Genomic DNA, 7,813 nt, shown 5'->3' on the forward strand with positions numbered 1-7,813 from the left:
TGAAGGCGACCACCTTCTTCGACGACCCGGACGTGATCGCCAAGGTCTCCCGCGGCCTGGGCGAGGCCATGGTCGGCATCAACGTGGACGAGATCCCGGCCCCGCACCGCCTCGCCGAGCGCGGCTGGTAGCATTCGGCTGCTCCCCGGCAACAAGGCGCCAGGACGCTTTGTTGCCGGGCTTCTGCAGCCTTTCTTGACGCTGAGGCCCGGGACTGCGCAGGCGCGGTTCCGGGCCTGGTGTCTTTAGTGCCGCTGCCTGGCCGCCAGCCCGTTCCAACCCGGCCTGCCGCCTGGCGGGTCGCGGCGCCCTAGGCCGTCGAGCCGGCCTGCCGCAGATGCGTGGGCAGCAGGTTGCCGGGGATGCGGCTGCGGATGTCGATGATTTCCCGCGCATGCCGGTACAGCCGCCTGTCCTCGTCCGAGACCGGCTCCCAGCGGGGGATCGGCACCGAGGTTCCCGTCTCGTCCCGGGCCACCATCACCGTGAGGGCGTGGGTGGTCAGGTGCATTTCGCCGGTGCGGGGGTCTCCGGATCGCACGTGCACGGACACATGCATCCCCTTGTTGCCCGTATAGATGAGCCTGGCCTCCACCTCGACGACGTCGCCGATCAGCAGCGGCCGGTAGAACCGGATGCCGCCGGAGAATACCGCGACGGTGTGCCGGGCGCACCAGCGCGACGAGCAGACATAGGCCGCCTCGTCCATCCACTTCATCACGATGCCGCCGTGGACCTTGCCGCCCCAGTTCACGTCGGTGGGGGCCGCCAGGAAGCGCAGCACCGTGCGCTGCGCGGTGCCGGCGTCACTGTACACCTGATCGGCCATGGCCTTTTCGATGTCCGCCCGGATGGCCAGCCGGGCCACCGCCAGCTGCTCCTGTTCCTTTTCCCACCCGGTCACCGGCTGCCAGTGCGGGACGGGAATGGATTTGCCGTCCGCGCCGACGGCCACGAAGATGACCAGGCACTGGCTGCGCATGGTGGCGCTGCTGCCCTTCGGGTCGCCCGAGCTGACGGTGGTCAGGATGTGCATGCTGCTGCGGCCGGTGTAAACGATGACAGCCTCGACCTCGACCATGTCGCCGACCAGGACCGGATCCGCGAAGTGGATGTTGCCCACGTAGGCGGTAACGCAGTAGGACTTGCTCCAGCCGACGGCGCAGGCATAGGCGGCCTTGTCCACCCATTCGAGCACGGTTCCCGCGTCCACCGTCCCGCTGTAGCCGACGTCCATCGGGGCGGCGAGAAAGCGCAGCGTGGCCGCATGCCTGGTTCCGGCGGGTGTATCAGGCATGGATTCCTCCTCGGCACGGGGGTCGGGGCACCCCTGTTGACAGGCTAGCAGCGCACACCGCACATGAGCGTGTGGGGGAGCGGCGAAAAGTGAGGCGGCCGGGGCCCGTCCCGAGCTTGCGAGGGAGGGGGAGCCGCCGAACGCTAGGCTGGCCGCATGTCACCACGGATTACGACGGCGGTGCTCGCCTGCCTGCTGCTGGCCGGCTGCGCGCCGCCTGTTCCGGACCCGGTGCCGGACACGACGGCGCCGGGCCGGGTCGCAGCCCGTACCGCTGCCGCGGAGCAAACCGAAACCGGCGCGCCGTCGTCGGCGGGCGGTGCCGTGACCGGGGAGGCCCCGCCCGGCTGCCCGGGCGTCCGCTGCAGCAGCCTGCTGCTGACCGGAGATCTGCTGCTGCACGAGGCGCTCTGGGACCAGGCCGCCGCCGATGCGGCCGCCACCGGCAACACCCCGCTGGATTTCGGCCCCATGCTGGCCGCGCAGCGGGAGTACGTGGCGGCCAGCGACCTGGCCGTCTGCCACCTGGAAACACCCGTCGGCCGGCCCGGAGGGCCGTTCTCGGCCTACCCGTCCTTCAACGTCCCGCCGCAGATCCTGGCCGCCGTTGAGGATACCGGCTACGACGCCTGTACCACCGCCAGCAACCACAGCCTCGATGCGGGAACCGCCGGCCTGGAGCGGACGCTCGACGCCTTGGATGAGGCCGGCCTGGCCCACACCGGCTCCTACCGCTCCGCCAAAGAAGCCGCGGGCGTGCTGGTGCTGCAGGCGGGAGCGGCACGGATCGCCGTCGTCACCGGTACGTACGCGCTCAACGGGCTGGTACCCGAGCAGCCCTGGCAGGTGGACACCCTGGACCCCGCAGTGATGGCTGCCAAGGCGCGCCGGGCCCGCGCGGCGGGTGCCGACCTGGTGGTCGCGGCGGTGCACGCCGGGGATGAATATGCCAGCACGCCCAACGCCGAGCAGAAGCAGGTGGCCCGCGCCCTGGCGGACAGCGGGGAGTTCGACCTGGTCTACGGCCATCACAGCCATTCGGTGCTGCCGATCGAGAAGTACCGCAACACGTGGATCGTCTACGGCCTGGGCAACACGCTCGCCGCCCACGCGACGCCGAATGTGCTCAATACCGAAGGGCTGATGGTTCGGACGCAGTTCAGCCAGGCCGACGGCGGCGCGTGGTCCGTGGCCCGGCTCGCCTGGGTGCCGGCCACTTGGGGCGGGGCGGAACACCGCTGGTGCCCGCTGGCCCTGGATGCCCCGGCCATGGAAGATCCGGCGCACCGGGCGTGCGTCTCCGCGGCGGCGGATGCGGACAGCCGGGCACGGACCAAGGCCACAGTGGAATCCCTGGGCGCGGCCGAGGACGGCGCCGTTGAATGGCTGGTCAGCAAGGAACCCTGAAACCGGCCGGGGTGCCCGACAGCGGCAGGCGCGCTTGAAAGGTACGGCGCGGGTGCCGCTCTCGGGCGCAGGTGCAGGGACCAGGTGCGCGGCGCAGGCCGCGGGGGCCGGATTGCCTACCGCGGGCGGGCGGCGGCGTCGAGCCGCGCCTGCGCCTCGTACGGGACCTGCAGGGGAGTGTCGTCGAAGCTGCCGTAGCGGCGCAAGACGGCGTTGCGGATCAAAAAGTCCGCCACGGCCGGGTTCTTCGGCAGCAGCGACCCGTGCAGGTAGCTGGCCACCACGTTCCGGTAGCGGGCGCCCTCGGTGGCGTCCTGGCCGTTGTTGCCCTCGCCCTTGGTCACGGTGCCCAGCGGCTGGACGCCCTCCTTGAGGAAGGTCTGCCCGCTGTGGTTCTCGTAGCCGATGACCGTGCCGAACTCGCTGCTTTCGATCACCGTATTGCCGATCAGCCGGGTCGGCCCGGCCACGGTGTCCACGTTCAGCAGGCCGATGCCCTTGATGACGTCCCCGGTGTGGGTCCTGAAGAAGTTGCCGAAGAGCTGGTACAGCCCGCAGATCATCAGCATCGGCACGCCGTCCTCGGCCAGCTCCCTGAGCCGGCCGCCCCGGGCCAGCAGGTCAGCCTGGATCTTGTTCTGGCCCGAGTCCTGGCCGCCGCCGCCGACGATCAGGTCCACCTGGCCGGGGAATTCGTCCCCGGGATTGTATTCATGCAGGTGCACCTGGAAGCCGCGCAGCTGCAGGCGCTTGCGCAGGACCTGGACATTGCCCCAGTCCCCGTAGATGTTCATGTCCCGGGGATAGAGCTGGAGCAGGTCGATGACCGGGGCGTCTGCTCCCGGCGTTGCCGCTGCCGTGCCGGTTGCTTCCATTTAGGCGATCACCTCGACGTTGGTCAGTTTGCCCAGTTCCCGCCGCAGCGCCAGCATGGCGGTGTAGGTGCAGTAGATGCGTTTGGGTGTTCCGGGCGCGGATTCGATGAAGCGTTCCAGCGAGGCGGACAAATCGGTGTCCACCCGGCCGACCGGCACATCATCGTAGAACAGCCGCAGGGCCATGTCGTTGGCCCGCACGCCGCTGACCTCCTCCACCCCGGTTTCCCGCAGGGAATCGAAATCCACGTCCCAGAGCCAGGACATGTCCCGGCCGTCCGCGTAGTTGTCGTTGATGGCGATCATGGTCCGGTAGCCGGCCGGCGGGAAGGAGCGCAGGGCCAGCCGGAAGCCTGCGGGATTCTTTACCAGCACCAGGTCCAGCGGCTGGCCGTTGACGGTCAGCGACTCGCCGCGGCCGAAGGCGGGAGTGACGTCCGCCAGGGCCCGGAGCAGGGCGTCCTCGTCGGCATCCGGGCCCAGCACGGTCCGGGCCAGGGCCAGGGCCGCGGCGGCGTTGTAGACGTTGTAGATGCCCGTGAGCTTGAGCTCGGCGTCGGTCCGCCGCCCGCCGATGCTGAAGCCCGCCGCGGAGCCTTCGCAGGCGGTCAGCACGACGTCGGCCTCCCGCTCCACCGCCGCTGCGCCGGCATCGTCCGGCACCGGCCCGCCGACAACCGCGGCGCTGGAGCGCATATCGTCGTCGCTCGGGAACATCGGGCGCAACTGCCCGGACAGGCCGAAATACCTCACCTGCGTGCCCGCCGGCACGGCGGAGGCCAGGGCCGCGATCCGCGGATCCTCGCGGTTGAGCACGACGGCGCCGGTGGTCGCCTCGGCGATCTGCCGCAGGAATCCGGCGGTGGTTTCGATCTCGCCGAAGCGGTCCAGCTGGTCCCGCATCACGTTCAGCAGCAGGCAGTAGCGCGGAGCCACGAGCCTGACGAAGTGCACCGCATGGGCCTCGTCCAGCTCCAACACGGCGATATCCGCATCCAGCCGGCCGGCCAGGTTGGATTCGGCCAGGGCGGCGGCTACCACTCCGCGGGTGAAATTGCTGCCGGTGCGGTTGGTGAAGACCTTCAGGCCCTGGCCCTGGAGCAGCTCCACCACCATCTTGGTGGTGGTGGTCTTGCCGTTGGTGCCGCTGATGACGACGACGCCGCGGGGCAGGTTCCCCAGCGCCCGCGGCAGGAAGCCCGGGTCGATTTTCTCGGCGACCAGGCCGGGCAGGGCGGATCCGCCACCGCGGAGCTTCGCCACCTCCCGGACGGTCTTTCCGGCAAGGTTAGCTAGCAGGTGGCGCATGTCCAACACTTTACACAAAGCCTTCCCACCGAACCTGCCGGGGCGGTTCGGGTGTCCTCCGGGCTTACCGTACCGGTCATCGTGTCAGCCATCGTGTTAACGGTACGCCGGGCACAGGGATTATCGTTTTTCCTGGGGGTTTTCCGCGGCGTCTTGAAGGGCCGCCCACGAACTGTAAGGAATGATCTTGGTGAAAGTAGGTGTCCTCGCCCTGCAGGGCGATGTGCGCGAGCATGCCGCAGTACTCGAGGCCAGCGGCGCGCAGGCAGTCGCCGTGCGCCGCCCGTCCGAGCTGGCCGGCGTCGACGGGCTGGTGATCCCGGGCGGCGAGTCCACCACCATCGACAAGCTGACCCGGATTTTCGAACTGGACGTGCCGCTGAAGGAACGCATCGCCGAGGGCATGCCCGTCTACGGTTCCTGCGCCGGGATGATCATGCTCGCGGACGAGATCGCCGACCCGGCCAAGGACCTGGCCGGCAACCCGCAGCAGACCCTGGGCGGGCTGGATATCACCGTCCGGCGCAATGCCTTCGGCCGCCAGCGCGAATCCTTCGAGACGGACCTGCGGTTCCGCGGCCTGGAGTTCAGCGCCCCCGAAGCCGGGGCCGAGGCGCCTGCCGTCCACGCCGTGTTCATCCGGGCCCCGTGGGTCGAGCGCGTCGGCTCCTCGGTGCAGGTGCTGGCCCAGGTGGAGCCGTCCGAGGCCTCCCACACGCAGACCCTGCATGGGGCCGCTAGAATTGTTGCAGTCCGTTCGCGGCATTTGCTGGCAACGTCCTTCCATCCCGAGGTAACAGGGGAGCGCCGCATCCACGAACTTTTCATCCGCATGATCAGAGGGGAAGCATAGAGCATGTCCGGCCACTCCAAATGGGCAACGACCAAACACAAGAAGGCCGTGATCGATGCCCGCCGTGCGAAATCCTTTGCCAAGCTGATTAAGAACATCGAGGTCGCCGCGCGCGCCGGCGGTGCCGACCTGTCCGGCAACCCGGCGCTGGAACTGGCCGTGCAGAAGGCCAAGAAGACCTCGGTGCCCAATGACAATATCGACCGCGCCATCAAGCGCGGCGCCGGCCTGACCGGCGAGTCCGTGGACTACCAGGAGATCATCTACGAAGCCCGCGGTCCGCAGGGCTCGGCGCTGCTGATCGAGTGCCTGACCGACAACAAGAACCGCGCCGCCTCCGAAGTGCGCGTGGCGGTCACCCGCAACGGCGGCAGCATTGCCGATCCGGGGTCCGTGGCCTACATGTTCAGCCGCAAGGGCGTGGTCTCGCTGCCGAAGAAGGACCTCGGCGAGGACGATGTGCTCATGGCCGTGCTTGAGGCCGGAGCCGAGGAGGTCCGGGAGAACGGGGATAACTTCGTGGTCACCTCCGAGCCGTCCGACCTGCGCGCCGTCGTCAGCGGGCTGGAACAGGCCGGGATCGAATACGAGACGGACGAGGTGGAATTCGTCCCGTCCATGAACGTCGAGGTGGACCTTGACGCTGCCCGCAAGTTCACCCGCCTGGTGGACGCGCTGGAGGACCTCGACGACGTGCAGAACGTCTACGCCAACGTGGACTTCTCCGACGAGGTCCTCGCCGCGCTGGAGGCAGAAGACTAGCGCGTGGCCCTGCGTGTATTGGGCATCGACCCGGGGCTGACGCGCTGCGGCTTCGGCGTAGTCGACGTTGAAGCGAACCGCCGGGCCAGCCTGGTCGGCGTCGGGGTGGTAGGAACGCATAGCGAGGAGCCGCTGGATCAGCGGCTCCTTGCCATTTCGCTGGCCGTGGACGAATGGCTGGACCGGCACACCCCGGACGTCCTCGCCGTCGAACGCGTCTTCAGCCAGCTCAATGTCAGCACCGTGATGGGCACCGCGCAGGCTTCCGGGATCGTGATCGCCGCCGCCGCACGCCGCGGGATCACCGTGGCGCTGCACACCCCGACCGAAGTCAAGGCCGCGGTGACCGGCAACGGCCAGGCGGACAAGGTGGCGGTGACCAAGATGGTCACCCGGATCCTGCGCCTGTCCGCACCGCCGCGGCCGGCGGATGCCGCCGATGCGCTGGCGCTGGCCATCACGCATGCCTGGCGCGGCAACGGGCTGGTTGTCTCCGGATCCGCCAGGGCTCCGGGCGGGACGGTGTCCGGCCTGACGCCGGCGCAGCGGGCCTGGGCCGAGGCCGAAGCCCGGACCAAGCGCGGCAGGCGCTAGAAGCTTGCGGTGTGGCGGCTGGGTTTGTGCGGGCGCCGCGCCGTACGCTATTCGTAAGTATGTTCGGCAATTCTTTCTATTCCATCGGTGGGTTCGGTTCATGATCAGTTCGTTGCGCGGCGTCGTTTCCCACGTCGGCCTGAATTCCGCCGTCGTGGACGTCAACGGCTTCGGGATGCTGGTGCAGGCGACCCCGCAGACGCTTGGCAGGCTGCACGTGGGGCGGGAGGCCGAACTGGCCACCACGATGGTGGTGCGCGAGGACTCCATGACGCTCTACGGCTTCGAGGATGCCGCCCAGCGCGAGGTCTTCGAGACCCTGACGTCGGTCAGCGGTGTGGGCCCCCGGCTGGGGCTGGCGGCGCTGGCGGTGCACAGCCCGGAGGCCATCCGGGTGGCCGTCGCCGCCGGGGACAGCAAGGCCTTCAGCAAGGTCCCGGGCATCGGGCCCAAGCTGGCCGGACGCATCGTGCTGGAACTTGCCGGCAAGCTGGTGCCGCTGGGCGAGGACGCCGCCCCGGCCGCCGCGGGCTGGAAGGATCAGGTCATCGAGGCGATGACCGGCCTGGGCTGGTCCGAGAAGGACGCCGGCGCCGCCGTCGAGGTCACGGCCCAGGAACATCCGGAGCCCGCAGCCGCCGCGGACATCGGCGAAGTGCTGCGCCGGAACCTGCGCCGGATGGGCCGGGACGGTGCCCGCGCGGCCCGCCGGCCGGT

The 7,813-nt window shown here is 69.4% G+C and carries 8 protein-coding genes and 1 pseudogene; 6 read left to right on the forward strand and 3 right to left on the reverse strand.

Going from position 1 to position 7,813, the window contains the following annotated elements; all coding sequences use genetic code 11:
* Positions 1–131: pseudogene (locus tag ACFQ36_RS18495) on the forward strand (pyridoxal 5'-phosphate synthase lyase subunit PdxS); the annotation flags it as partial.
* Positions 132–310: 179 nt separating this feature from the next.
* Here ACFQ36_RS18495 and ACFQ36_RS18500 read toward each other — a convergent pair.
* Positions 311–1,297: an acyl-CoA thioesterase gene (locus ACFQ36_RS18500; protein WP_377016286.1), complete on the reverse strand. Its 987-nt coding sequence runs from the start codon at positions 1,295–1,297 to the stop codon at positions 311–313.
* Positions 1,298–1,453: 156 nt separating this feature from the next.
* Between ACFQ36_RS18500 and ACFQ36_RS18505 the strand changes: the two genes are divergently transcribed.
* Positions 1,454–2,704 (forward strand): CapA family protein, encoded by a 1,251-nt coding sequence (locus tag ACFQ36_RS18505; protein ID WP_377016288.1) that lies wholly within the window; start codon positions 1,454–1,456, stop codon positions 2,702–2,704.
* Between the two features lie 116 nt (positions 2,705–2,820).
* On the opposite strand, the gene ACFQ36_RS18510 is transcribed toward ACFQ36_RS18505, so the two are convergent.
* Positions 2,821–3,579 carry a type 1 glutamine amidotransferase gene (locus ACFQ36_RS18510; protein WP_377016290.1) on the reverse strand — a complete coding sequence of 253 codons (759 nt, stop codon included), beginning with the start codon at positions 3,577–3,579 and terminating at the stop codon, positions 2,821–2,823.
* Positions 3,580–4,887 carry a MurT ligase domain-containing protein gene (locus ACFQ36_RS18515; protein WP_377016292.1) on the reverse strand — a complete coding sequence of 436 codons (1,308 nt, stop codon included), beginning with the start codon at positions 4,885–4,887 and terminating at the stop codon, positions 3,580–3,582.
* Between the two features lie 181 nt (positions 4,888–5,068).
* Here ACFQ36_RS18515 and pdxT point away from each other — a divergent pair, with 181 nt between their 5' ends.
* From pdxT to ruvA, 4 genes are all read left to right on the forward strand, one after another.
* Positions 5,069–5,740 (forward strand): pyridoxal 5'-phosphate synthase glutaminase subunit PdxT, encoded by a 672-nt coding sequence (gene pdxT, locus ACFQ36_RS18520; protein ID WP_377016294.1) that lies wholly within the window; start codon positions 5,069–5,071, stop codon positions 5,738–5,740.
* A gap of 3 nt (positions 5,741–5,743) precedes the next feature.
* Complete coding sequence (locus ACFQ36_RS18525) at positions 5,744–6,502, forward strand: YebC/PmpR family DNA-binding transcriptional regulator (RefSeq protein WP_377016296.1); 759 nt, start codon at positions 5,744–5,746, stop codon at positions 6,500–6,502.
* Between the two features lie 3 nt (positions 6,503–6,505).
* The gene (gene ruvC / locus ACFQ36_RS18530; protein ID WP_377016298.1) at positions 6,506–7,096 is read left to right on the forward strand and encodes a crossover junction endodeoxyribonuclease RuvC; all 591 of its coding nucleotides are present in this window, start codon (positions 6,506–6,508) and stop codon (positions 7,094–7,096) included.
* 100 nt (positions 7,097–7,196) lie between these two features.
* Positions 7,197–7,813: Holliday junction branch migration protein RuvA (ruvA, locus tag ACFQ36_RS18535; RefSeq protein ID WP_377016300.1), on the forward strand; the 617-nt coding region annotated here is incomplete at its 3' end.

Origin of the sequence: Arthrobacter sp. GCM10027362, assembly GCF_042679445.1 — a bacterium.
GTDB lineage: Bacteria > Actinomycetota > Actinomycetes > Actinomycetales > Micrococcaceae > Crystallibacter.

What these genes read in the sequence shown, in the direction of transcription:
- ACFQ36_RS18515 (WP_377016292.1), bottom strand. Translation starts at nt 4,887, where the DNA reads ATGCGCCACCTGCTAGCTAACCTTGCCGGAAAGACCGTCCGGGAGGTG.
- ACFQ36_RS18500 (WP_377016286.1), bottom strand. Translation starts at nt 1,297, where the DNA reads ATGCCTGATACACCCGCCGGAACCAGGCATGCGGCCACGCTGCGCTTT.
- pdxT (WP_377016294.1), top strand. Translation starts at nt 5,069, where the DNA reads ATGATCTTGGTGAAAGTAGGTGTCCTCGCCCTGCAGGGCGATGTGCGC.
- ACFQ36_RS18510 (WP_377016290.1), bottom strand. Translation starts at nt 3,579, where the DNA reads ATGGAAGCAACCGGCACGGCAGCGGCAACGCCGGGAGCAGACGCCCCG.
- ACFQ36_RS18505 (WP_377016288.1), top strand. Translation starts at nt 1,454, where the DNA reads ATGTCACCACGGATTACGACGGCGGTGCTCGCCTGCCTGCTGCTGGCC.
- ACFQ36_RS18525 (WP_377016296.1), top strand. Translation starts at nt 5,744, where the DNA reads ATGTCCGGCCACTCCAAATGGGCAACGACCAAACACAAGAAGGCCGTG.